This is a genomic window from Mesorhizobium sp. PL10 (assembly GCF_053714315.1).
This window is the reverse complement of record NZ_JBSKBR010000166.1, coordinates 1-763: the sequence shown is the minus strand read 5'-3', so window position 1 is coordinate 763 and position 763 is coordinate 1. Positions and strand designations below refer to the sequence as shown.

General features: G+C 61.6%; 1 protein-coding gene. It reads left to right on the top strand.

From position 1 onward, the window contains the following. Window positions 1-669: 3-methyl-2-oxobutanoate hydroxymethyltransferase (gene panB, locus ACWGTO_RS33675; protein ID WP_454578979.1), on the top strand; the 669-nt coding region annotated here is incomplete at its 5' end. Between the last annotated feature and the right edge of the window lie 94 nt (window positions 670-763).

Below are 763 nucleotides of genomic sequence, written 5' to 3'. Positions count from 1 at the left end.
TCCACTGTTGGCGTCACGCTCGAAATGATGATCCTGCACGGTAAGGCGGTGCGGCGCGGACTTCATAGCGCCCTGATGGTCGTCGACATGCCCTTTGGCTCTTACGAGGAAAGCCCCGCGCAGGCCTTCCGCAACGCGGCCCATGTAATGGCCGAAACCGGCGCTGCGGGAGTAAAGCTCGAAGGCGGCGAAAGCGTCGCTGAGACAATACGGTTTTTGACCGCGCGTGGCATACCCGTGATGGGCCATGTCGGCCTGACGCCGCAGGCAGTCAATGCTTTTGGCGGGTATCACATTCAGGGACGAGGCGAGGATGCCGAACGGATCCTGCGCGATGCAACGGCGGTGGCCGAGGCTGGCGCATTCGCCGTCGTACTGGAGAAGATACCGGAAGCTCTTGCTCGGCTGATTACACAGGAAATTGCGATACCCACAATCGGTATCGGTGCATCGCCGGCCTGCGACGGTCAAATCTTGGTTGTCGATGACATGCTGGGCTTGTTTGGCGCTTTTCGGCCAAGATTTGTCAAACGCTATGCAGAGCTGGGAAAGGACGCCGAGGCAGCGATCGCGGCATACGCACACGAGGTGCGCGAGCGCTGCTTTCCGGCCGCCGATCACGTCTTCGGCCGTGAGCCGGACCCAGTCAGTGGAGGAGAAGGCGCATGAGCACCGCGATCGTCCGGATCGTCTCAGAATTGCGCAGCATCGTTGCCGCGTGGCGCCGCGAGGGCCTACGGATTGCCGTTGTGCCAACCATGGG